We start from the raw sequence: 22,020 nt of genomic DNA, 5'->3' as shown, positions 1-22,020 counted from the left end.
ACTATCTGATGGAACTATTTCGCCCATTCGCCTCACGATAATCATCAATAAAAATCTCTATCATACCTAATGCAGCTTCCTGTATCACCTCAATTCGGTTGTAAGACACCAGGCCAACCATTCCATCTTCCCATGTACTTGCCGAAGTCTGCAGATCGCGGTTCAGGCTAAGTTTGACCGGCTGATAAAGCCGCAGGTTTATTGAAAAAGGAATCAGGCCGTTCTCCAGTTCCATCGCGTTGATATGCATATGAAGAAAAGGGATGTCAGCCGACGACCGCACCTCTTCATCTGACACATATCTTAAATCTGCATCCACAATCCGGGAAATGGCTTCCTGGCGGATAGTAGATGGTGTGAGTGTTTCGCTATCGGCTATAGTTCGGCTTCCCTCAATATTTGCGGTAAAACCGAATTCCTGAAGGCCTTCGAGCGATATGCGTTCACGCTCGATTTCGTTTTGAGCGAGCAAAACTGCCGGGCTAATGCACATCACAATAATTAAAAATATCTTAAGTCGGTTCATAACAAGTAAGTTTACTGGTTTATCATTGAATAGGTAACGACTCTCCCCTCTGCGTTGTATTATCAAACTTTTTATTGATTCCGTTTAGCATCTCTCAAACTACAAGACTGCCTGGCGGAGCAGAATTTAATTGAGCGCATTTTTATTTTCAACAAGCGCAAACAGTTGAGTATTTTTCAGAAGATAATGTTCCTGTTATTTCCGGGTGTAAATAAACAATATGCAGGGACACGGAATTAACCTTCAGCCTTGCAGACCAACACTTACAAACTATACAAAAAATTTAGAATGTTTTTCTATGCTTCAAACACTTCAATCGCTGATTGAAAATGCCCAGATGTCATACTCTGAGTTTAGACTGATCATAAACACTATTCTACTACTGCTCTTTGTTTTCATACTTCGTGTGCTGAGCAGGCGCTATATTTTAAATTCTGTGACCTCTCAGGAGCTGCGAAGAAAGTGGATTGTGCAATCGCGTAACGGGCTAATCCTGCTGTTCTTCCTCGGAATTCTGTTGATCTGGGGCGAGGAACTCCGAACCCTTGCGCTATCGGTAGTGGCTATTGCGGTGGCACTGGTAATTGCCACAAAAGAGCTTATTCTCTGTGTCACCGGGTCAATTCTGAAATCAGGTGCCAGCTCGTTTGATATTGGGGATCGTATTCAGGTCAAAGAGTTTCGGGGAGATGTGATCGATCAGAATCTTCTTGCCACTACAATCCTTGAGGTAGGGCCTGGTAAAATGACCCAGCAGCGCACCGGGCGCATGACCGTCATCCCAAACGCTCTGTTCCTGTCGGACCCCGTTATCAATGAAAGTTTCACGCATGAATACGTACTGCATGTGTTTACGGTGCCATTCAAACGGGAAGAAAACTGGAAAGCGGCTCAAGAGGCGATTCAAAAATCAGCAGATAAATACTGTGCGCCTTATCTCGAGGATGCAAGAAGCATTATGGAAAAGCTAAGTGACAGGCGCGGCCTTGATGTTCCTTCAGTTGACCCACGTGTTCGTATATCAGTTCCCGCAGCGGGTGAAGTTCACCTTATCGTTCGTGTCCCTGCAAAAACTACCGAGCGAAGCTTCATAGAGCAGGCTATTTTGTCGGATGTGTTCGAGAATCATGATTTCACGGGGAACCCATGATATTTTACTACACATTTAATCTGACTCTGTGTCGGTTAATTTTGAATTTTTGAGAACCCCTATCGCAAGAAAAATCCAGCCAAAAATAAACGCCAAACCGCCGATTGGAGTGATAGCACCAAGCCAGCCCGTATCGGTGAGAGTCAACAAGTAGAGGCTCCCGGAGAAGATCAGGATGCCGGCGGTAAGGCAGTATCCGCTCCAGCTCAGCCATTTGTTATTATTTTCCGGAATGTTTATTGAGATTGCGCCCAGAATCAGAAGTCCAAGCGCGTGATAAAAATGATAGTCCACACCAGTTTTATAAACTTCAAACCTCTCGGGTGTGAGCATTCCTTCAACAATGTGAGCGCCAAATGCGCCAAAAGCCACGGCAAGAGCCATAAAAATTGAACCGGAGATAAGAGTTGTTTTGGCCGTCATTACTTAGGAAATCTTAGGTTAAAATGAATGTCCGCTTCTTTTTGGTAGGGAGTTCTTACCTCAATGTCTTTAATTCTGAAATAGGGCGGATGGGGCGTATTTACTGACGATTTTCCCCTGAATTCATGTCTGGAACTTGAACCATACCACACCCTAAATTGCTTGCCATCGTACCCAATTTCATGAAAAGCCCGGGCTTCTTCTGATCCGGCTCCTGCTTCTACCGTAAACCGAAGCACTACCGTAGAATCAGCGGCTGTTCGATCGCTGAATGTGATAGGCGGAGTTTCAATAGATTCCTGATGTTCCCAATCCGAATAGGGTTGTTCAATCAATATCTCCGTTGAATCAAAGCCGCTGATCAGAGAAATGGTTTCGGTGTATTCAAATTCGTAAAACTCACAATCAGCGCATGTTGACGTTACTTGCGGTTCGCAGGCTATTAGCCCGTATGCTAAGATTGTAAGAACCGGTAAGATGAGTTTAATTTTCATTTGAATTTGTCGAAGTCATGGCAATTCATTTGTCGAATAAAGACCTGAGCATTCCCGGGGTTTTTTCTGTTCTCAATCCAGTGGAATGTACCGCCGTTACGGCCCCTTCGGCGGATCGGCTGCTTCCGGCATTTCAAATTTGACTTAACGTTAGCCCCTATTTGACATCTTATTCTACATATAGAAAATACCCAATGCCCATTTACCCCTCAAACCCAACCTCTTTATGACTACCATCGCAAAACGGCTTTGTACCTGATGCGCCGCACCGGCAAAGTGCAACACCTTTGTCACTTGTAATAGGCTCCATAGAGTCAGATTCCATTGTATAGGTTCCTCCAAGAATTGCCGGTCCGTTTTGCATGAGTTTGATAACCAGCTTGTCTCCTTTTGCTTTTGGTTCAGGCAATTTTGATGGGTCGGCTTTTGTACCGGCCTGAAATTTCATTTCATTATGTGAATTATCACACGCTGGTTTATTGGCCGACGCCCCACACCTGCAAAATGCAAACCGGGTGTCTTCCAGAACAGTGTTTCCGTCGTGATCCTGCACCTCAATATCACCAAATATATATACCGGTCCGTCTTTTTGCAGAGAAATTCTGTTATGTGAGGGGGGCGTTTCTATTCTGTCAGACTGTTTCATGGTGTACTGCAAGGCGCCGGTCGGGCAGGTTTCTATCACGTCTGCGATGGCGTTTCCTTGCGCCTTGTCCGCATCAATCCACGGCTTGCGGTCAGGGTTAAATACCTTCGGCAAGCCGTCTACGCAGTTTGCTGCGTGAATGCATCGCTTCAGGTCATATGTTACCGTGATATCATCTCCTTCGTAAGTCAGGATTTTTTCTTTCATAAGTCAGCCGTGTATTGAGGGTTATACTTTATAGTTTGAACAATTAAGCACATTCTGCTAACTATTGAAAGAATAAAACTTGTGTTGGTATAAAGTCCATAACCATTAATCCTCCAATGTTTCTACATCATACCGTGTGGCGATATCAATAAGAAGAGATGAGGTCCACGAAAAACAATCCGAACCATGCCCTTCGCCGGATTCAGGGTTGAAGTATTCACAAAATCCGTTCTTCAGCGTCAGCTTAGCGATTGAATTCCGGATGAGCGTCACATACTCCTTATTTCCATATGCCTGGAGTCCTTCACTAAGCATCCAGTTCATATTAATCCAAATGGGCCCTCGCCAGTATTTACTTGCTGAATAGCCCGGGCCGCTCCGGTCGTAGCTGGGAGCCGCTAAACAGTCATCATCAAGCCGGCAAAAACAGTGTGTGTTAAGGTAGTTAAACATTCGATTGGCGCGGTCCTGACCGGGTATTTCCGCGAACATCGGGATGAACCCGGAGAGTACATCCGCCCGCACTCGTTGTTTTTCGTTTAAGTCAAAATCCAGGTACATATCATGCTCGTCATCCCACAGTTTATCGTTGATTGTCCGGGCAGTTCTGTCAGCCTGCTCTGTAAATGGCTTACTCTTTTCCCCGATAGCATTGGCAATCTCCGCGAGGTCTCTGTCTGCTTTGCAGAGAAGGGAATTGAAAAGCACATCCTGGATTAAAAACGGGCAGCCATCTTTTCTGATGCGTTCCTCATCATACTTCCTCTGACGAAAAAAATCGAGCAGGTAAACATATTTGTCATAATCGTCATCAGACGGGCGCTCATCGATATGAATTAGATCAGTGTCTTTTCGGCTGTAAGGAGGGACCTGTTCAGGGCTGATCTCAAGATTTTGCAGGACGGCATCCCATATGGGTGAATTGTCCTGCCCTGATCCCCATGGATGTCGAATGTACACAAGGCCCTCATTTTCCGGATCCCGCTCACGATGCAAAAATTCGTGCCATGCTTTTAATTTTGGAAATATCTCCGCAGCAAAACGTTTAGCCCGTTCGTAATCATCGCCATATTTTAAGACATGCATAACTGCGGTTGCGTGTATTGGAGGCTGGCAGATACCGGATGTTCTTGGAGAATCAGGTGCCGCTTCTACGTCTTCAGTCTGCCAAAAATCAGGCCCGGGGAAATAAGTACCTTTCTTCACCTCGTTTGCAAACACAATTTGTGGCACCAGCCCGTTTTGCCACTGAGACCGGAACAGATGAAGCAACTCTTTCTCTGCCTGATGTTGCGCGTAATGGGCATATCCGATGGCGATAAAAGCGGAGTCCCACGACCACTGGTAGGGGTACAAATTCGCTGCAGGTTTGGTAAACGATCCAACACGGTTTTGCTCCAGCACCTTTTTTGCTTCCTTAATATGATCTGTGAGTCCTGGTGGTGACTGGCTTTCTGTTGATTGACTCATTTTTTTCAAAAGAGTTTAAATGGTGAGTTCTGTGTAATCTCATGAATATCAAACAGGTTTGCTGTTACATTTCTATAAAATAGAGCCGGCACTAAAAGCTAAAAATAAAAAAGCCGTGTCTTTTAACAAGATCACGGCTTTTTAGAATCAATTGAACTAAACGCTTTTTTAAAGAGCGGTTGTGTTCAGCTCAAGGTTTAGTTGGATGTTCACTTCATCACCAACCACTGCCGTTGCGGCCCAGTCGCCTACTCCAACGCCAAAGTCTGTACGCATAAGCTTCGCGTTAGCCACAATTCCTGCTACCGTAGTATTTTCTTTCATTGGGTTTTCCATCATACCCTGGAGGGTAAATGGAAGTTCAAATTCGCGGGTCACATCTCGGATAGTCAGCTCTCCAATTGCAACAAACTCGTTATCGCCACGGCTTTCAATAGAGCTGCTTTCGAACGAGATGTTTGGCCATCGCTCAGCGTTGAAGAAATCCTCTGACTGAAGGTGACCATCACGGCGGTCGTTGCGTGTATTAATGCTTGATACCGGGATTGTTACATCAATCATGCTATTTCCAAGGTCATCGGGATTAAACATTACCGTTGCATCATAATCTTCAAAGGTCCCATCGACCGGTGTAAAGAAGTGACTGATTGTAAAATTAATCGCGCTGTGCGCAGAATCAATTTCCCATGGTATTGAGCGGATAGTGTCGTCGTCGCTGACACCATTCATTGCCAGCCCCGTAAAGGCGAAAAGCATTGTAAAAAGTATAGTTATCGTCTTGCGTATCATAAGTTTGTTTATTGTTTGATGTGGATTCTTAATTAAATCTGACTGAATCAACGCATTGCAAATATAAAACGTTTCGTTAAACATTAAACTATTTGTAACAATTTTGTCACATCAATCTTCCAGCAGAAAGCGCCATTCACGCTTTGCATGCTCACCGGCGTAATCAACACCAATTCTAGGCGTTGCTTTAATATTGTTTTCATTGACTGATATACCACGATCCTCAATCCAGACCGGCGGTTTTATCAGGCTGCATCCGGTCATAGAGGTGTCGATACCGAGGGCCTGGGTGAGTTTCCCGGGACCGTTGCACAAATTTTTCTCTTCGACCAACCCTCTCCGCTCTTTCATCAGGGACAATCCATCCATCGGCTGAATGCCCCTGACCAAGACCGCATCCGCCAACCCTTCCTCGTTGGTTACCACATTAAACAGGTGATGGATGCCATAGCAGAGGTAGACATAGCTGTGGCCCGGCTCACCATACATCACTTCTGTACGAGCTGTTCGAGTCCCGTCATTTGCATGACATGCCCGATCGTTTCTGCCACAATATGCTTCCGTTTCCGAAATCATCCCCGCTGTGAGGGTTCCATCAAAAAATGTACAGAGAACTTTCCCGAGTAAATCCCGGCTGATTTCAACGACATCCGGCCGCCGATAAAAATCCTGATCCAGGATATTGCCTTTAATCTGCATTATTAAGAAATAGCTGTATAAGGATTCTTTTCGATAGACGGACGCTCTTTTTCATAGACATCCTGGTAGGCACGGGCCATTACAGCTGTCAGAACGAACAGAACAGCAGAATAGAAAACCCATACACCGATGATAACGGGGATTGTATATCCCTGGTAGTAGTATCGATAGGCCGTCAATGCGTAGCCAAGATAAAGACCTACGCCATATTTGGCCGTTTCGAACAGAACTGTGTAGATAATGGCCGCCAGAAACGACACTTTCCGTGAGATTCGTTTTTCGCTGATGTACCGGAAAATCACATAAAACAACAGCGGTGTAAAGATGGCGGGAACCAGGCGCGCCAGGAATTCAGTAATCCAGCCGAGTTGGATAACTGTTTCTGTAAACGGGATAGATATGGAGTCTACCGGGTAGAGTGAAATCAGCGAAATTGCGATTGTGAAAAACAGGAATACACCTCCCACCACTCCAAACGTGAAAAAGTTATACACCAACTCCATCACAGGATGCTGGCGCTCCTCGATATCAAACACCTCAAATAGTACGTGTTTCAGTGAATGCAGCAATCCCTGCGAAAAAAATGTGAGAATAATGATACCCACAATCCCGAAAATACGGCGGGCTTCCACCAGCGGCATTATGAGCTCCTCGATGGTGACCACGCCTTCGAATACATCTTCACCACGGGTTTCAAACGTAAATGAAGGGAACAGCTCACGCGCATATCGAATCACCTCATCAAACGCCGCTTCTATAGAGAGAATATAGCCGAGCAGCGAGATGAGTATCAGCGTAAACGGAATGGCACATAAGAAAAGATTAAAGGTGATGGCGGATGCGTTGAAGAACACATTTTTTTTCATGGCCAGTCGGCCTACGAGCTTCCAGTAATTTTTAAATTTTTGCCAACGCGTACTTTTCATCTTTAAAAATACGGCTTTGCCTTTAGGATTAAAACAGCTAACGCTGCTACACCTATATATGGAATCAGATTTCAAGCATTTCTCTGCATTATTCAACCTCTAAAAAAACCTCAGAATTCAATACCTTTCATCCAACATAAAAGAAATTGTTTAACTGTTCGTTTAGCGACCATGGGAAAAACCAAAAAGAAGAAACAGACGCCGCTGATGCGTCAGTATTTTACCATCAAGGAGAAACACCCCGGTACCATCTTGCTGTTTCGCGTGGGCGATTTTTACGAAACGTTTTCTGACGATGCTGTTTTGATCAGTAAGGAACTCGGCATCACGCTTACCAAGCGAAATAACGGCGGCGATCAAACCCCGCTTGCGGGTTTCCCTTACCATTCGCTCGACACCTACCTCCCTAAACTGGTGAAGCGCGGATATCGCGTTGCAATCTGTGAGCAGACCGAAAATCCCGATGAAGCGAAAGATGCCGGCCGCAAAATTGTGAACCGCGAAGTGACCGAAATTACCACGCCGGGTGTCACAATGTCGGAAAAACTGCTCGAGCATAAACGAAATAATTATATCGTATCGGTTTACATGGCAGGCGGAACAGCGGGGGTTGCATTTTCTGATATTTCAACCGGCGAATTCGGGCTTAGCCAGGTATCTAAACAGGATCTTGACACGCTCCTTCAATCACTTCAGCCCTCAGAAGTCCTGCTGAAAAAGGGGCTCAAAAACAGCCTCCCTGACCAGCTTTCCAGCTACAACACCACCTTCATTGAAGACTGGGTGTATGAGGGTGATTATGGCTACAATCAACTCGTTGACCATTTTAAAACTCATTCGCTAAAAGGATTTGGAGTTGAAGATCTTGAGATTGCACACGTGGCGGCCGGATCACTTCTGCACTATATGCATGAGACTCAAAAATCATCACTTGGCCACCTGAAGAGGCTTTATGCATATGAGAATGCCGATTACATGTCGCTGGATGGATCCACTAAGCGAAACCTGGAGCTCACATCAAGCATGCAGGAAGGCGGCTCGGAAGGCACGCTGGTTTCTATTTTAGATGACACCTGTACGGCGATGGGCGGTCGCCTGCTTCGCAAGTGGATAATGCGTCCACTCAAACAGGTGAAGCCAATAACGCAGCGGCTTGATGCGGTTCAAGTTTTACTTGATGAGCATAACCGTCGGGATGAACTTCGGGAAGAGCTCAAACAGATTGGCGACCTCGAACGGCTGATCAGCCGCATCAGCGTAGGACGAACAAATGCACGCGATTTGAAACAGCTGCAGCTTTCACTTGCGCAAATTCCGCGGGTGAAGAGCCAGGTCTCACAAATGGAGAATGAGCTCATTTACTCGGTCAATGATCGTCTGAAGCTGATGGTTGATCTGCAGGACCGGATCGAGAGAGCGATCAAGGAAGATCCGCCGGCGAGTATCCGAGATGGCGGGATTTTCAATGACGGGTTTGATGAGAACCTGGATGAGCTTCGGGAAATTGCGCGAAACGGGAAGCAGTACATCGCTCGTATCAAAGATAAGCTGGCAAAAGAGGCGGGCATTCCATCGCTCAAAATCGGGTATAATAAGGTGTTCGGCTACTATATTGAAGTGACTAACACGCATAAAGATAAAGTGCCGGAACACTTTATTCGCAAGCAGACGCTGGTCAATTCTGAGCGGTATATTACGCCGGAGCTGAAGGAAGTTGAAGAGAAAGTATTGTCGGCCGAAGATCGCAGCAAAACACTCGAAGGCGAGCTGTTTGAAGAGCTGCGTTTGTATGTGGCCGAGTTTGCCGATGAAATCCAGCAGATTGCCGCCGCCCTGGCGGAGCTCGACTGCCTGCAGAGTTTTGCGGAGGTCTCGTTTCGAAATAACTATTCGCATCCCAAGGTAAATTCAGACGATGTGTTGAAAGCCAAGAAATCGCGTCACCCGGTTGTTGAAAAAACCCTTGGTGCCGGCGAGCCTTTTATTCCTAACGACATTTATCTCGACAACACCGAGCACCAGATCCTGATGATCACCGGCCCTAACATGGCGGGTAAAAGCGTGATACTGCGCCAGGTTGGGCTGCTCGCGCTGATGGCACAAATAGGCTGTTTTGTCCCGGCCGAGGAAGCGACAATCGGGCTGGTGGATAAAATCTTCACTCGTGTTGGCGCATCCGATAATCTTGCTGCCGGTGAAAGTACATTTTTGGTAGAGATGAATGAGGCGGCCAATATTTTGAATAATGCCACGCCGAAATCGCTCATTCTGCTTGATGAAGTCGGGCGTGGCACAAGCACCTTTGATGGGCTGAGCATTGCATGGTCGCTATCAGAATATCTGCATAACAAACCGGAAGTGGCAGCCAAAACTCTCTTTGCCACTCACTACCACGAGCTGAACGAACTGGAGAGCCGCTACAAGCGAATCAAAAATTTCAGCGTCAAGGTGAAGGAACACGACGGCAAGGTGATCTTTCTGCGCAAGCTTGTCCGGGGCGGAGCCGATCACAGCTACGGTATCCAGGTGGCCAACATGGCCGGACTTCCCCCGGTGGTGATTGAACGCGCGAAAGAGATTTTGTCTAACCTGGAAAGTCATTCTCTTAAGGTCAGTCATGATGGTGATGGCAAACAAAACGAAAACGGAGCCATCTCACAGACCGCATCAAAAAAGAAAGCAGCAAAACAAACCACTCAAAACCTAAACAAACAAGAGCAAATGCCACAGATGACCCTGTTCGGATCGCAGATCGATCCAAACGTGGAAACCCTGCTTAACAAGCTCGATGCCAGCGACCCCGAACGAATGACCCCGATTGAGGCGCTGTTGCTTCTGAGTGAGTTGAAGAAGCTGGCGAAATAAAGACTTTTGCCTGCAATTGCAGAAATTACTGTAAATTGAATTGACACGTCATTTCAACTTAAATTCATTCGAGATTATGAAAGCAATGCGCCTGCATCAAATCAAGAGTTTGAATGACAACAAAGAACCGCTTCAGCTGGACGATATCCCTGATCCGGTTCCCGGAACCGGTGAGCTGCTGCTGCGCGTAAGCGTATGCGGGGTTTGTCATACCGAACTGGATGAAATTGAAGGCCGCACTCCACCGCCTGAACTGCCGGTTACACCGGGCCATGAAGTGATTGGAAGGGTGCTTGATACCGGCCGCGGTGTGACGGAGTTTTCAAAAGGCGACCGCGTGGGTGTCGGGTGGATCTATTCTGCCTGCGGAGAGTGTGAGCACTGCAAAAATGGGAATGAAAACCTCTGCAGCGAGTTTACGGCCACGGGCCGGGATGTAGACGGCGGGTATGCGGAAAAGATGACGGTGCCGGCAGATTACGCTGTTCGGGTCCCCGATGAGCTGACGGATGAGGCAGCAGCTCCCCTGCTATGCGCCGGAGCTATAGGTTATCGGTCACTGATGCTTACGGGCATTGAGAACGGGCAAAGGCTGGGGCTTACCGGCTTTGGGGCGTCCGGTCACTTGGTTCTACAGCTTGTAAAACACCACTACCCTGATGCGTCAGTCTATGTATTTGCGAGAAATCCCGTGGAACGGGAATTTGCGCTGGAATTGGGAGCCGTCTGGGCCGGCGATACAGAGGAGGATCCACCCGAAAAACTACACGCTATTATCGATACCACGCCCGTCTGGAAGCCGGTTGTTGAGGCGCTGAAATCACTGGAACCCGGTGGAAGGCTTGTGATCAATGCAATTCGCAAGGAAGCGGGCGATAAGGATTACCTGTCAAACTTGAACTATGAACGCGATCTATGGATGGAGAAAGAGATCAAATCGGTTGCCAACGTAACACGAAATGATCTTTCTGAAATGCTAAGACTTGCAGCTAAATACGGCATCACCCCTGAAGTTCTGGAGTTTCCGCTTGAAGAAGCCAATAAAGCCCTTATGGAGGTCAGAAAGGGTGACATACGGGGCGCAAAGGTGCTCAGGATTTCTGAGATTTCGGAGTGATCGGTCATAACTCAGAGTTAAAAAGACCTGCCAACAGCTGGTTTATAAAAAGTTCAGCCGGGATTTCTAACTGCACAAATTTCACAGACTCCTTCCAAACAGGCCATCAGCCTGGAAGAACTCAGCCCGGGGCAGCGCCATTAGTCATAGAGAGCGCCACTTTTAAGAGCAGGCTGACGGCCTGCAAAAGCTTGAGCTACGCAAATATCCGTCTTTTAATTATCTCAGCAATCTTAAACCTATAGTAAAACTTCGTCGCCTCTCAGCGAGACTCTTCCAGGAACCTCTCTTCGTTCGGCACTCTTGAAGGTCTCTCAACTCCTCATCTCACTTCACCAACATCATTTTCTGCACGGACTGAAAATCACCCGCCGTGAGACGGTAAAAATAGATTCCGCTGGACAATCCTGACGCATCAAACGATTGTGTGTGGGTTCCGGCATTCATTTGACTATCAACCAGCGTGGCGACCTGCCGGCCAGTGATATCAAATACCGATAGTTTTACGTCTTCAGCTTGCGGCAGATAGAATGAAATGGTCGTAGACGGGTTAAACGGATTGGGATAGTTTTGATGGAGTTTAAATCCCTGAGGCTTATCGCCTTCACCTTCAGTTGATGTCGCCAATGACTCAAATGAGATTATTTTTACTGAATAGGGTGCCAGCGAAATATTTTCGATGGGCTGCCCCTGACCGCTTCCGGTGACTGGCGCCGTAAACCCTTCTTCGTCAACATCTCCAAACACAACGTTACCATTCCATCCCGCAGTCGATGAGCCATAATTAAAGAAGTTATTCGAGAAATCTGCCGAGGCATTTTCAATCGATTCGGATGTCAAATTGATGGCAACCAGGTGATGACCGCCATCAGGCGTGCCGCGCAGAAATGTCAGCAGTCTATCCTCGGACGTCAATCCGGCTTCATATTCTCCGGTTTGAAGCGCCGGGGTGTCATTTCTAAACTGTATGAGATCGCGATAGTGGTTGAAAAGCGAGTTCTCATCAGTTTCCATCACCTCAACGTTAAACTGGCCAAAGTTGGTGTTCGGTGCTCGCCATGGCGAACCAGACGTAAACCCGGCGTTCTGCTCACTACTCCACTGCATTGGCAGACGGATATTTTCATCCGGCTTTTGTCCCAGCATGCCAACCTCTTCTCCATAGTAGAGATAGGGAATACCAGGCAGTGTCAGATATACCGATGCAGCAGCCTTTGCTTTTTCAATATTCTCACCCAGTACATTCATCACGCGATTTTGGTCATGGTTGGTCAGGAATGTGCCGTATCCAAGAAATGGATACTCATTATAAACGGTCTGCATATGTGACAGAATGGGATCGGCGCTGCCGCCATTCACACCATTGAGTATGGCACTCGCTAAATCAAACTCAAACACATAGTCCAGGCGGTTACCATTCACGTACTGAAGAGCGATGTCGGTCGGCTCCCACGCCTCGCCAACAGCAAACGCATCAGGATTTGCGGCTTTCAGATTTGCATTGAAATCCTGCCAGAACTGAAGCGTCTCATCGGTGTTTTTAAGCTTGGACCCATCTTCATCAATATAAATCACGGCATCCTGCCGAAAGCCATCCACGCCTATCTCGTTGATCCAAAAATCTGAAATCGCAAACATGGAGTCGCGAACCGCCGGATTTTCATAGTTCAGATCAGGCATTCCGCTCCAGAAAACACCGTAGTAATATTCAGCATATCCCTCGCCATCATGAAAATTATGCCATACCGTTTGCCCCCACGGCCCGCTGTAGCCCGGATTCGTGTCACTCCACCGGTAAAAATCACGGTACACCGGATCACCCGCGGCAGACTTCTGAAACCATGGGTGGTCTGTAGAGGTATGGTTCATCACATAATCGATAATCACCCTTATGCCCCGATCATGAGCCGCATCAAGAAATTCCCTGAAATCGTCCATCGTACCATAATCAGGGTTGATGGATCGGTAATCGATGGCGTCGTAACCATGGTAGGTGGGCGAGTTGTGGATAGGCATCAGCCAGATGCCGGTCACGCCCAGATCTGTATCAGTATTGGGATCGCCATCATTTAGGTAGTCGAGCTTTTGGGTCAGCCCGTTAAAATCCCCGATGCCGTCGCCATCCGAATCGTAAAAACTGCGTACGAAAATTTCGTAAAAGACAGTTTCATTCCACCAGCTTGTCTCGCCGGTTTCGCGTTCGGTAACGGTTATATAGTCAGTTGCGGTAAGCGTGTCGCCGGTGCTTTCATTTGCTGCAATGAGCTGAACATCGTAAGTGCCCGGTACAGTGTATCTGACGGCGGGATTCTCCTCATTGGACGAGCCAGGCGTCCCGCCCTCAAATGTCCACTGCCAGGATGTTATATTTCCGGCCGACTGATTATTAAACTGGACAAGGCTGTTGGTAAATACCGACGTTGCCGAAACCGAGAAGGATGCTTCCGGCGGTCCGTTCGGATCTGCTTCATCATTATACCAGACGGAGATTAAATTGTTGTTGGGTTTTACCGAATAGCTTCGGTTATTGCCCGTACCCGGAAACTCCTCACGCCCATTCCACTGCCCGTTGATTCTAAACTTGTATTCAATTTGCTGCCCTGTGCTGAAGCCATCAATGGTAACGGAATATGTTGAATCTCCATCTTCGTCGGTCAGCTGAGTCAGGTCGCTTCCCCAGTTATTGAAAGTACCGGCCACATCCACAAACTCTGTATTTGGATCGAACTGTTGCTGGTCGATTTGGTAGCTCATGTTGACTTCAAACTCCACCTGCACATCCTGTGCAAACAGTTTGATGGGAACGAGAATAAGAATCAGGCAAACGAAAAACGTATATCTATACATAATTTTTTGTTGGTAGATATTGACAAATGAGAATGTTAAAAATAAGTATTAATCCAGCATGCTTCATCCTTTAACTCAATAACTAACCATCAAATATAGAATCAAGGGCCATGTTGGGAAGCGATTGCAGTTTTTGTTATTTTATGCTTTTCAAACATTTGATAACATACACTTACGGCTCCCTCCATGACCAATCAACGTGATCTGAAAAAGAATATCATTGCCGATTTTGCGGAAGCCTACAGTAGTTTTGGGCTCAATCCGCTGATGGGTCGCATTGTTGCACTGCTCATCATCTCAAAAGAACCGCAGTCGCTCGATGATATTGCCGCTTCACTTGAAATGAGCAAGGGACCGATCTCACAGATTTGCCGCCGGCTCAAGGATCGCAGCCTCATCGAGAAAGTGTGGGTGCCCGGCGATCGAAAGGATTACTACAAAGCCACTGCCGATATTTTTGGAAAAGCGTATGAGAATCAGATGGAGAAGATGAGCAAAAATATTGAGATTGCCCAGCGCTACTCTGAGGAAACGAAATCGATCGATAGCGACGGAGCCGAGCACGCCCACGCCCGCATGGAAGAGATGAAAAGATTCTATGAAATGATGGACAGCCATAACAAAGCCTTTCTGAAAGCCTGGAAAGAGACTCATGGTAAAGAGTTCGGAGGCTAAAAAAAAATTTTAAATTGAATATTTGATACTTTTCAAATATTTGATAACATTCAATGGAAACGCTTTTTTGCTTATGAAACATCTCTTCACACTCATTCTTACTCTCTTGCTCACTGTAGCCTGCCACGCCCAGGAGCAGCGTCCGTTTAGCGGAATTGACTACCCGTTTGAGGTTCAATACGCTGATCTGGACAATGGTCAAACCGTTGCCTACCATGAGCGTGGGTCAGCTAATGAAGCCCTGATACTCATTCACGGCCTCGGAAGCTACTTGCCGGCCTGGAAAATGAATATCGATGCGCTTAGCGACTCGTATCGGGTAATTGCTCTCGACCTGCCGGGCTATGGCAAATCGACAAAATCAGCCGGTGACTACTCCATACCGTTTTTTGCGGAGTCAGTTACTATGCTGATGGATGAACTCGATATCGATCAGGCTGCCATAGTTGGCCACTCCATGGGCGGACAGGTTGCACTTTATCTCGCCGCAAATTTCCCTGAACGGGCAAGTCAGTTAATCTTGTCTGCCCCTGCCGGGTTCGAACAGTTTACCGATCAGGACCAAATGGCATTTCAAGCCACGATATCACCAACTGGAATAGCTACAACTCCAGATGAGATGATCAGGGAAAATATTGCCGCCACGTTTTATAACCTTCCACCTGATGCTCAATTCATGGTTGAAGACCGCATCAGCATGAGGACTGAACCCGGCTTTGATGACTATGCTGAGGCCCAGGCTCAATCCGTTTTTGCGATGCTTGAAACACCGGTCTTGGAGATGATGCCTGAGACAGAGCAACCAACTCTTGTTATTTTTGGCTCGCAGGATGCGCTGATTCCCAACCGCTACCTGCACCCCGGCCTCTCAGTTGAAGATGTAGCCCGGAAGGGAACTGAGCGACTGCCAAACGCCACACTGAAACTTATCGATAGCGCCGGCCACTTTGTTCATTTTGAAAAAGCAGACGAATTTAATGAAGCCGTGCTGGAATTTTTAAATCAAAACTAACTCTGATGACAAACTTCGAAGGATCTGTTGTACTTATAACCGGCGGGGCTGACGGTATTGGCCGCGTCACCGCTCAAAAATTTTTAGAAGCAGGTGCGTCCGTTGAAATATGGGACCTGAATGATGAGGCCGGTAATGAAGCCGTTGAATCCTGGACAGACCAAGGGTTTAATTCCAGGTTTGTAAACGTCAATGTAGCCGATCATGAGGCTGTTGATAAGGCAATGTCGGACCTCAACGAACACTGGGGGCGGCTTGATGTGCTTGTTAACAATGCAGGAATTACCCGCGACGGCACCCTGCTGAAAATGGATCACGATAGCTTCAAGTCGGTGGTTGACGTAAATCTGACCGGCGTTTTTAACTGCGGAAAAGCAGCCGCATCCATCATGGCTGAACAAGGCAGCGGCGTGATTCTGAACGCCAGCTCAGTTGTGGCTCATAACGGAAATTTTGGCCAGAGTAACTACGTCGCCACAAAATCCGGCGTCATTGGCATGAGCAAAACCTGGGCGAAGGAGCTTGGGCGGAAGGGAATCCGAGTGAATGCGGTGGCCCCGGGTTTCATCAACACAAGCATGGTAGAATCGGTACCTGAAAAGGTCCTGGATCAGCTGAAAGGTAACACACCGCTTGGGCGTCTTGGCGAGCCTGAGGATATCGCGAATGCGTATCTCTTTTTGGCGTCAAACAGCGCCGCGTTTATCACCGGAACCGTACTGAAAGTGGACGGGGGCCTGGTATTTTAATGAGGCATGCCCAAATTATAGCATCCGGATCTTACGCTCCTGATCGTGTTTTAAAGAATGAATGGTTCAACGAATTGCTTGGGGAAGATGTAGACACCTGGCTCCGTCAAAACCTGACGATTGAAGAGCGCCGCTGGATGACCGACGATCAAACCACCAGCGACCTCTGCGTGGAGGCAGGCAGACGAGCCCTTGAGATGTCGAACTTGTCTCCCGCAGATATCGACCTGCTGATTATCGCGACAGACACACCCGATTTTATCTCCCCATCGACTGCGTCTGTTGTACAGAATAAGATGGGGCTCACAAACGCCACATCGTTCGACACCAACACAGCCTGCGCCGGATTCCCAACCGCTTTTACATTGGCTAACGGTCTCATCGCAGCCGAAGATCGCTTTAAAAAAGTAATGGTAATGGGCGCATACGGCATGAGCCGGTTTTTGAATTTGAAGGACAAAAAAACAGTCACCCTTTTTGCTGACGGCGCAGGTGCAGTAGTTCTCGAACCCACGGAAAATGACCAGCAGGGATTTCTATCGTCGGATTTGAGAACGAAGGGTGAATATCACAAGCACATGGGGATTTACACAGGAGCTGCCGCTGATCCCTCCACTGAAGAGAAAGTATCCGACCGCCAGCACTGCCTCAAGTTTGTTGAGAAGTTCCCGAAAGAGCTGAATCCAACCATGTGGAGCGACATGATCCGGACCGTATGTGAGCGCGCCGGGGCGGATGTATCTGACGTGAAAAAGATTTTTATTACCCAGATCAATATCAATCAGATTTGGGAAACGCTTGATATACTTGGGCTCCCGCACGAAACGGCGCCCACAATCATGGACAAGTTTGGATATACGGGATCGGCTGCAATACCGATGGTTTTCGATGAATCGTTTAGGCATGATGGCGTAAGCGAAGGCGATCTGACCGTATTTATCGGATCAGGCGGCGGCCTGCACTTTGGTGCCTGTGCGTATAGGTTTTAGCTCCAACCTGCCAGAGTCCGAAGGTCCTTGCAGAGTCGAGTTTGGGTTACTCACTTAACATTCAAGTCCGGAACACACCCCTGACAATTCCGCTAAACGCGGATTTAAACCTCCCCTCTCGAGAGGGGAGGTTTAAATCCATGTATTTGAAATTTACTCTGACAGGTCGAATCGGTTCTAAATTTTAATTTGAAGTCTCCCGTTTCCCTATCGTATGCATTTCACGATAGAGAAAAGGAATAAGAGGATTGGTCAATATGGAACTCGCATCACAACAAATGGTAACCGGCGGCTGGATTTTGATCCTGCTGTACGTCTGTACAATTCTCTATTTTGTGGTGAGAGGCGCCGGAAAAACGAAGGATATACGGGATTACGCCCTCGGCAATATTCTCTTTTCACCGGCGGCGGTTGGATTATCACTTGCAGCCTCTATCACAAGCGCTGCCACGTTTATCATCAACCCGGGATTTGTGGCGCTTTATGGTTTTAGCGGGGTTATTTCCATGGCGCTGGCCTTGCCGATTGCCGCGCTGATATCGCTCGTGCTGCTGACCAAAGGATTTCGCAAGCACGGTAAAACGACCAAAGCGCTCAGCATGGCCGAGTGGATGAAAACGATGTACAAGAGCGAGGGATTCGGCATCTTTTTCGGCTTTCTATCGCTACTGCTCATCACGTTTATAGTGCTCATTTGCGTGGGACTCACCAAGGTACTCTCCAGCACGCTGAACATTCCCGAATTTTATACGCTGATCGGTATTGTCATCTTTATCTTTGGATATATGATGTTCGGCGGCGCCAACTCCATGGTATACACAAACACGATCCAGGCTCTGCTGATGGTGGTTGTGGCGGTCATTCTACTTGGCTCCGGCTATGAACATTTCCGCGATGGTGTCCATGGCTTCATCGACAGCCTTAACGCCATCGACCCAAAACTGACCCAGACCACGAACGACGACAGCTTCCTCTTTCGCGATTATTTCGAGATCATCTTCGCCCAGTTTGTGGTGGGAATTGCCATCATATGTCAGCCACACATTCTCACAAAATCACTGCTTTTAAAATCGGATGATGACGTAAACCGCTACCTCCTGGTTGGATGTTCAGCGCAATTCCTCTTTTTCCTTGTGGTAATTGCAGGACTGTTTGCCCGGCTTGAATTCCCGAACCTGATGATTGGCGGCCAGCCCCTGCCGATGGACAACATCGTCTCGGCTTATGTGGTCAGTGAGTTCCCGGTCATTATCGCACTTATTGTGGTAATGGGCCTTATTTCGGCCGGCATCTCTACCCTTGAAAGCCTCATTCAGGCCCTTTCAACCTCCATCACCCATGATATTCTACAGCCGCTTGCCGGCAACAAAATTTTCAAAAAAGAGATGTTTGGACTCCCGCCACAGCTTGTCTGGAACCGGATTATTATCGGCTTGATGGGATTCATCGCCATAATTCTGTCTTGGGATCAGATTTTAAACCCGAAGCTGAGCGTGGGTATCTTTGCCCAAAATGGGGTGTATGCCTACTTCTCTGCAGCTTTCACGCCTATTCTTCTCGGCATGTTTTTCAAGAATGTTCCCAAGCTGGCGCCTATTATGGCATCCGTGGTAGCTGTGACGGTTCATTTTACGATGTACTATGCGATGCTGCCGGTCCCATTTACGCAGGCCACAGGTGAAAACCCGGGCGTGGCTGCGGCCATTGCTATTCTGTCCGGAGTAACTGTGGGTTTTGCGATCTACAGAGCCAAACACGGAAAGCTGGAACTGCGCGGTGATGACGAAACGACAACAACCGAGGGGTAGACATGCACTATAACGACTGGCTTGCAAAACGCGAAAGATACACGCCGGATCATGAAGCCGTGGTCGATCTGTCTGATAACGGCCGGTTTACCTATCGTGAATTGAATAAGCGGGCAAACAGCCTGGCCGGACTGCTTCAGAGTAAATTCAGCCTGAAACCCGGCGATCGGCTTGCGGTACTTTCGAAAAACTGCCTCGAGATGATCGACCTCTTTTTTGCCTGTGGTAAAATTGGGGTGATTCTCGTTCCCTACAATTTCAGGCTGCCAGCGCCGGCGATTAGTGAACTTGCCGAAGATTGTACCCCCTCGCTTTTAGTGTACGGAAAAGAGTTCAAAGAGACTGCCGAGACACTTCTTAACAATAAAACGGTTCCCGCGCTGCTTCCAATCAGCGGTAAGAAAGGGGCAGTTAAAAAAATCGTCCACGAGGACCATCCGGCACCTGATCTCTATAATGCAGACGCTGAAGATATCGCGATGATTCTCTACACGTCCGGAACCACGGGTAAGTCGAAAGGGGCGATGATTTCATGGCGGCAAATTCACTGGAACTCCATCAATACGGCCATCAGCCTTGAATTGACATCCGACGACAGCACGATTGTGAACACGCCCTTCTACCACACCGGCGGGTGGCACGTGTTGCTCACGCCCCTGTTTCATCACGGTGGGAAAGTGGTGCTTCAGCCTGAGTTTGATCCGGCCGACTGTCTCAACATCATTCAAACCGAAAATATTTCGATCTTTTTTGGCATCCCTACGATGCTTCGCATGATGATGGAACAGGAGCAGTTTGAATTGACTGACTTTTCAAATCTGAGATTTACCATTTGTGGCGGTGAAGCCTGCCCGATCCCCGTCATCAAAAAATACAGGGACCACGGCGTCCCGATCCGACAGGGATATGGACTCACCGAGGCGGGCCCGAACTGCTACTCGCTGCCGGCTGAGGATGCTATTCGTAAACAAGGCTCTGTTGGATTTCCCAACTACCATATCGACGTCAGGGTGGTGGACGAAAACGGAGATGATGTCCTGGCAGGATCTGTTGGAGAACTGCTCATGAAAGGACCCCACGCGTTTTCAGGCTATTGGACTAATGATGAAGCGACCCGTAAAACACTGCAGGATGGCTGGGTGCGCACGGGCGATCTGTTTCGCTGTGACGACGAAGGATATTACTACATCGCCGGACGCAAGAAAGAGATGTACATCAGCGGTGGCGAAAATGTCTATCCTGTGCAGATAGAGAAAGTGATTTATGAACACCCTGACGTTACCCAGGCTGCCGTGATTGGCGTTCCGGATGAGCAGTGGGGCGAAACGGGCTGCGCGTTTGTCGTGCTTCGCGATGAGGCTGAAATCGATGAGTCTGGTTTGAAAGCATACTGCAAAAAGTTTCTTGCGAGTTTTCAGTGTCCCGGCCACATATTTTTCGTTGATGATCTACCGCTCGGTCATTCAGGTAAAGTACAGAAAAAAGTACTCCCTGAACTGTATCGCAAAAAAATTAAAAGGGCGGGGGGTGATGGGAATTAAACACCTGAACGGCATCCGGTCTTCATATATTGAGACGAATCGCATAAAAACCTACCTGTTAACGGCTGGCGACCCAGAAAACACACCAGTTGTGTTTCTGCACGGTAATGCATCGGCTTCTACTATCTGGGAGGAAATGATGCTGGAGCTCTCATCTGACTATTTTTGCATAGCACCCGATTTGCGGGGCTATGGCCAGTCAGATCCCAATCAGATTATTGACGCCACACGCGGCATGATGGAATGGGTGGATGATCTTATAGCTCTCGTTGAAGAAATGGATCTGAATCCGTTTTATCTCGTTGGACACTCTTTGGGTGGATCCGTATGCTGGGGCGCCATTCCGGAAATAGGGCAAAAGATATTGAGTGTCACACTTATGGCCCCGGGACCTCCAGCCGGCTTTGGCGGCATCCATGGGAACATTGGTGAGCCAAACAATCCGGACTTTTCAGGGTCAGGAGCAGGCGTCGTAAACGAAATTTTTGCTGAAAATTTACGAAAAGGCCTTCGGGATACCGATGACAAAATATTTTCGCCCCGAACCGTGATGCACCGGCTTTTTTGGCGTGATGGCTTTGAGCCCGGTCGTGAAGAAGAGATTCTTACGGCGCTGCTTCAGATTCACTGCGGACAAAAACGATATCCCGGAGATTACGACACCAGCGAATACTGGCCCGGCGTTGCTCCCGGAAAATTCGGGCCGGTGAATGCACTGTCACCCAAATATAATTCAGAGGTGGTGAATCGGCTGACAGACAGCCGTGTCAAACCTCCGATTCTTTGGATTCACGGCGATAAAGACCAGATTATTTCGAACGAATCATTGTCAGATCCCGGCTACCAGGGTAAGGCGGGGTTCAGAAATGGATGGCCCGGAGACGATAAATTTCCGCCTCAGCCGATGGAGGATCAGATTCGTCATGCGTTAGATCAATATGAAAAGAATAGCGGTCATGCCGAAGAATTGGTTGTCAGCAACGCCGGCCACACTCCGTTTCTTGAGCAACCGGAAGAGGTTTACAAAACATTGCGAGATTTTCTCAACAGATATAACTGAGCTAATTAACCCGAATAGCCTTGACAA

At 47.8% G+C, this 22,020-nt stretch carries 19 protein-coding genes; 10 read left to right on the top strand and 9 right to left on the bottom strand.

Annotated features, from left to right (window positions below):
* Position 1: 1 nt before the first annotated feature.
* On the bottom strand, positions 2-526 hold the full coding sequence (locus AABW11_RS08600) for a hypothetical protein (RefSeq protein ID WP_340104618.1): 525 nt from the start codon (positions 524-526) through the stop codon (positions 2-4).
* 298 nt (positions 527-824) lie between these two features.
* On the opposite strand from AABW11_RS08600, the gene AABW11_RS08595 reads away from it, so the two are divergent.
* The gene (locus tag AABW11_RS08595; protein WP_340104616.1) at positions 825-1,676 is read left to right on the top strand and encodes a mechanosensitive ion channel domain-containing protein; all 852 of its coding nucleotides are present in this window, start codon (positions 825-827) and stop codon (positions 1,674-1,676) included.
* 15 nt (positions 1,677-1,691) lie between these two features.
* Here the strand turns inward: AABW11_RS08595 and AABW11_RS08590 are convergent, their stop codons facing one another.
* From AABW11_RS08590 to AABW11_RS08560, 7 genes are all read right to left on the bottom strand, one after another.
* Positions 1,692-2,099, bottom strand: a complete 408-nt coding sequence (locus tag AABW11_RS08590) for a DUF423 domain-containing protein (protein WP_340104614.1) — start codon at positions 2,097-2,099, stop codon at positions 1,692-1,694.
* Positions 2,099-2,593 carry a hypothetical protein gene (locus tag AABW11_RS08585; protein ID WP_340104612.1) on the bottom strand — a complete coding sequence of 165 codons (495 nt, stop codon included), beginning with the start codon at positions 2,591-2,593 and terminating at the stop codon, positions 2,099-2,101. Before AABW11_RS08585 ends, AABW11_RS08590 begins: the two co-directional genes overlap by 1 nt.
* A 202-nt stretch (positions 2,594-2,795) precedes the next feature.
* Positions 2,796-3,446, bottom strand: a complete 651-nt coding sequence (locus AABW11_RS08580; protein ID WP_340104610.1) for a CDGSH iron-sulfur domain-containing protein — start codon at positions 3,444-3,446, stop codon at positions 2,796-2,798.
* A 105-nt stretch (positions 3,447-3,551) separates the two neighbouring features.
* Positions 3,552-4,916: an MGH1-like glycoside hydrolase domain-containing protein gene (locus tag AABW11_RS08575; RefSeq protein ID WP_340104608.1), complete on the bottom strand. Its 1,365-nt coding sequence runs from the start codon at positions 4,914-4,916 to the stop codon at positions 3,552-3,554.
* A gap of 168 nt (positions 4,917-5,084) precedes the next feature.
* Entirely contained in the window at positions 5,085-5,705 is a 621-nt protein-coding gene (locus AABW11_RS08570) for a YceI family protein (RefSeq protein ID WP_340104606.1), read from the bottom strand.
* A 111-nt stretch (positions 5,706-5,816) separates the two neighbouring features.
* On the bottom strand, positions 5,817-6,404 hold the full coding sequence (locus AABW11_RS08565; RefSeq protein WP_340104604.1) for a DNA-3-methyladenine glycosylase: 588 nt from the start codon (positions 6,402-6,404) through the stop codon (positions 5,817-5,819).
* Positions 6,405-6,406: 2 nt separating this feature from the next.
* On the bottom strand, positions 6,407-7,330 hold the full coding sequence (locus AABW11_RS08560; RefSeq protein WP_340104602.1) for a YihY/virulence factor BrkB family protein: 924 nt from the start codon (positions 7,328-7,330) through the stop codon (positions 6,407-6,409).
* A 171-nt stretch (positions 7,331-7,501) separates the two neighbouring features.
* Here AABW11_RS08560 and mutS point away from each other — a divergent pair, with 171 nt between their 5' ends.
* Together mutS and AABW11_RS08550 are read left to right on the top strand one after the other, a co-directional pair.
* Entirely contained in the window at positions 7,502-10,195 is a 2,694-nt protein-coding gene (gene mutS / locus AABW11_RS08555) for a DNA mismatch repair protein MutS (RefSeq protein WP_340104600.1), read from the top strand.
* A 76-nt stretch (positions 10,196-10,271) separates the two neighbouring features.
* Complete coding sequence (locus AABW11_RS08550; RefSeq protein ID WP_340104598.1) at positions 10,272-11,312, top strand: zinc-dependent alcohol dehydrogenase family protein; 1,041 nt, start codon at positions 10,272-10,274, stop codon at positions 11,310-11,312.
* A 327-nt stretch (positions 11,313-11,639) separates the two neighbouring features.
* Here AABW11_RS08550 and AABW11_RS08545 read toward each other — a convergent pair whose 3' ends face one another.
* The gene (locus tag AABW11_RS08545; protein ID WP_340104596.1) at positions 11,640-14,159 is read right to left on the bottom strand and encodes an alpha-amylase family glycosyl hydrolase; all 2,520 of its coding nucleotides are present in this window, start codon (positions 14,157-14,159) and stop codon (positions 11,640-11,642) included.
* A 186-nt stretch (positions 14,160-14,345) separates the two neighbouring features.
* On the opposite strand from AABW11_RS08545, the gene AABW11_RS08540 reads away from it, so the two are divergent.
* The 7 genes from AABW11_RS08540 (at position 14,346) to AABW11_RS08510 (ending at position 21,993) form a co-directional block, all read left to right on the top strand.
* Positions 14,346-14,834: a GbsR/MarR family transcriptional regulator gene (locus AABW11_RS08540; protein WP_340104594.1), complete on the top strand. Its 489-nt coding sequence runs from the start codon at positions 14,346-14,348 to the stop codon at positions 14,832-14,834.
* Positions 14,835-14,907: 73 nt separating this feature from the next.
* The gene (locus AABW11_RS08535) at positions 14,908-15,846 is read left to right on the top strand and encodes an alpha/beta fold hydrolase (RefSeq protein WP_340104592.1); all 939 of its coding nucleotides are present in this window, start codon (positions 14,908-14,910) and stop codon (positions 15,844-15,846) included.
* Between the two features lie 5 nt (positions 15,847-15,851).
* Positions 15,852-16,595, top strand: a complete 744-nt coding sequence (gene fabG, locus AABW11_RS08530) for a 3-oxoacyl-ACP reductase FabG (RefSeq protein ID WP_340104589.1) — start codon at positions 15,852-15,854, stop codon at positions 16,593-16,595.
* Positions 16,595-17,584 (top strand): 3-oxoacyl-ACP synthase III family protein, encoded by a 990-nt coding sequence (locus AABW11_RS08525; RefSeq protein ID WP_340104587.1) that lies wholly within the window; start codon positions 16,595-16,597, stop codon positions 17,582-17,584. The genes fabG and AABW11_RS08525 overlap by 1 nt, the downstream gene beginning before the upstream one ends.
* 257 nt (positions 17,585-17,841) lie before the next feature.
* On the top strand, positions 17,842-19,392 hold the full coding sequence (locus AABW11_RS08520; protein ID WP_340104585.1) for a sodium/pantothenate symporter: 1,551 nt from the start codon (positions 17,842-17,844) through the stop codon (positions 19,390-19,392).
* Between the two features lie 2 nt (positions 19,393-19,394).
* Positions 19,395-20,933: a class I adenylate-forming enzyme family protein gene (locus tag AABW11_RS08515; RefSeq protein WP_340104583.1), complete on the top strand. Its 1,539-nt coding sequence runs from the start codon at positions 19,395-19,397 to the stop codon at positions 20,931-20,933.
* Positions 20,923-21,993: an alpha/beta fold hydrolase gene (locus tag AABW11_RS08510; RefSeq protein ID WP_340104581.1), complete on the top strand. Its 1,071-nt coding sequence runs from the start codon at positions 20,923-20,925 to the stop codon at positions 21,991-21,993. Before AABW11_RS08515 ends, AABW11_RS08510 begins: the two co-directional genes overlap by 11 nt.
* Positions 21,994-22,020: the final 27 nt, after the last annotated feature.

Source organism: Rhodohalobacter sp. 8-1, from assembly GCF_038150125.1.
Taxonomy (GTDB): domain Bacteria; phylum Bacteroidota; class Rhodothermia; order Balneolales; family Balneolaceae; genus SW132.
Note: the sequence above shows the minus strand (reverse complement) of the source record. Positions and strands in the feature narration are given on the sequence as shown.

Excerpts from the sequence above, each read along its gene's own strand:
- AABW11_RS08550 (WP_340104598.1), top strand. The coding sequence starts at position 10,272 with ATGAAAGCAATGCGCCTGCATCAAATCAAGAGTTTGAATGACAACAAA.
- mutS (WP_340104600.1), top strand. The coding sequence starts at position 7,502 with ATGGGAAAAACCAAAAAGAAGAAACAGACGCCGCTGATGCGTCAGTAT.
- AABW11_RS08560 (WP_340104602.1), bottom strand. The coding sequence starts at position 7,330 with ATGAAAAGTACGCGTTGGCAAAAATTTAAAAATTACTGGAAGCTCGTA.
- AABW11_RS08545 (WP_340104596.1), bottom strand. The coding sequence starts at position 14,159 with ATGTATAGATATACGTTTTTCGTTTGCCTGATTCTTATTCTCGTTCCC.
- AABW11_RS08525 (WP_340104587.1), top strand. The coding sequence starts at position 16,595 with ATGAGGCATGCCCAAATTATAGCATCCGGATCTTACGCTCCTGATCGT.
- AABW11_RS08540 (WP_340104594.1), top strand. The coding sequence starts at position 14,346 with ATGACCAATCAACGTGATCTGAAAAAGAATATCATTGCCGATTTTGCG.
- AABW11_RS08570 (WP_340104606.1), bottom strand. The coding sequence starts at position 5,705 with ATGATACGCAAGACGATAACTATACTTTTTACAATGCTTTTCGCCTTT.
- fabG (WP_340104589.1), top strand. The coding sequence starts at position 15,852 with ATGACAAACTTCGAAGGATCTGTTGTACTTATAACCGGCGGGGCTGAC.
- AABW11_RS08595 (WP_340104616.1), top strand. The coding sequence starts at position 825 with ATGCTTCAAACACTTCAATCGCTGATTGAAAATGCCCAGATGTCATAC.
- AABW11_RS08600 (WP_340104618.1), bottom strand. The coding sequence starts at position 526 with ATGAACCGACTTAAGATATTTTTAATTATTGTGATGTGCATTAGCCCG.
- AABW11_RS08575 (WP_340104608.1), bottom strand. The coding sequence starts at position 4,916 with ATGAGTCAATCAACAGAAAGCCAGTCACCACCAGGACTCACAGATCAT.
- AABW11_RS08590 (WP_340104614.1), bottom strand. The coding sequence starts at position 2,099 with ATGACGGCCAAAACAACTCTTATCTCCGGTTCAATTTTTATGGCTCTT.
- AABW11_RS08585 (WP_340104612.1), bottom strand. The coding sequence starts at position 2,593 with ATGAAAATTAAACTCATCTTACCGGTTCTTACAATCTTAGCATACGGG.
- AABW11_RS08515 (WP_340104583.1), top strand. The coding sequence starts at position 19,395 with ATGCACTATAACGACTGGCTTGCAAAACGCGAAAGATACACGCCGGAT.
- AABW11_RS08565 (WP_340104604.1), bottom strand. The coding sequence starts at position 6,404 with ATGCAGATTAAAGGCAATATCCTGGATCAGGATTTTTATCGGCGGCCG.
- AABW11_RS08535 (WP_340104592.1), top strand. The coding sequence starts at position 14,908 with ATGAAACATCTCTTCACACTCATTCTTACTCTCTTGCTCACTGTAGCC.
- AABW11_RS08580 (WP_340104610.1), bottom strand. The coding sequence starts at position 3,446 with ATGAAAGAAAAAATCCTGACTTACGAAGGAGATGATATCACGGTAACA.
- AABW11_RS08510 (WP_340104581.1), top strand. The coding sequence starts at position 20,923 with ATGGGAATTAAACACCTGAACGGCATCCGGTCTTCATATATTGAGACG.
- AABW11_RS08520 (WP_340104585.1), top strand. The coding sequence starts at position 17,842 with ATGGAACTCGCATCACAACAAATGGTAACCGGCGGCTGGATTTTGATC.